Below are 958 nucleotides of genomic sequence, written 5' to 3' on the forward strand. Positions count from 1 at the left end.
GTCGGGTGTTGTCGTGTGCCCGGTCGGTGGGCTGAGAAACTGCCCAAAATTGTTGTCGACATAAATTGTGATTCCTGTTACGTTGTGACTGGCACCACTTATCCGGCGTTTTGCCGGTCATTCGAATCGTGAAGAACCCGCCGAAATCGAGGAGCCCTCGTGAAGCTTTGTGTCACCCCCCTGACCGGATCCATCGGCGCCGCGGTGGACGGCGTTCGTCTGGACGAGCCCATCGACGATCGGACGTTGGAGACGCTGCGTGCCGCGTTCGCCGAGCACTGCACGCTGGTGTTCCGGGATCAGTACGTAAAGCCTGTGGCGCAGATCGAGTTTGCCCGGTTGTGGGGTGAGCCGGTGGTCACGGAGATGCTGAATCCGTTGGACGGGCACCCGGAGATCTTCCAGGTCGCGAACGTCAAGAAGGAGACCACGGCCACCGAGGCCTGGCATTACGACGGGTCGTTCACCGCGGCACCGCCGAAGATCACGATGCTCTCGGCGATCACGACCCCGGTGGGCGGGGACACGATGTGGTCGAACCAGTATCTCGCCTACGAACGACTGTCTCCGGCAATGAAAGACACCCTGAACGGTCTGATGGTGCGATTCAGCGGTATCCGGCTGGGCCGCATGCTCAACGTCGCCGAGCAGGACACACCGACCGCGGTGCATCCGCTGGTGCGCACGCATCCCGAGACGGGTCGGAAGGCGCTGTTCGTGGGACACCGGGAGAACGCCTGCATCGATGGGTGGACCCGGGAGGAGAGTGAGCCGCTGCTGGAGTTCCTGTATCGGAATTCGGTCACCCCGGACAACGTCTACCGCCACACCTGGCGGGAAGGGGACCTGGTGATGTGGGACAACCGGTGCACCATGCACTACGCGATTCACGGCTACGGTGCCCGGGAGCGGGTGCTCAACCGCATCACCCTCCGCGGCGAGGTCCCCGCGTAGAAGC

At 62.9% G+C, this 958-nt stretch carries 1 protein-coding gene; it reads left to right on the plus strand.

Going from position 1 to position 958, the window contains the following annotated elements:
* Positions 1–159: 159 nt before the first annotated feature.
* On the plus strand, positions 160–954 hold the full coding sequence (locus RJ1_RS45045; protein ID WP_073371180.1) for a TauD/TfdA dioxygenase family protein: 795 nt from the start codon (positions 160–162) through the stop codon (positions 952–954).
* Positions 955–958 lie beyond the last annotated feature (4 nt).

This window comes from Rhodococcus jostii NBRC 16295, assembly GCF_001894825.1.
Classification (GTDB): domain Bacteria; phylum Actinomycetota; class Actinomycetes; order Mycobacteriales; family Mycobacteriaceae; genus Rhodococcus_F; species Rhodococcus_F jostii.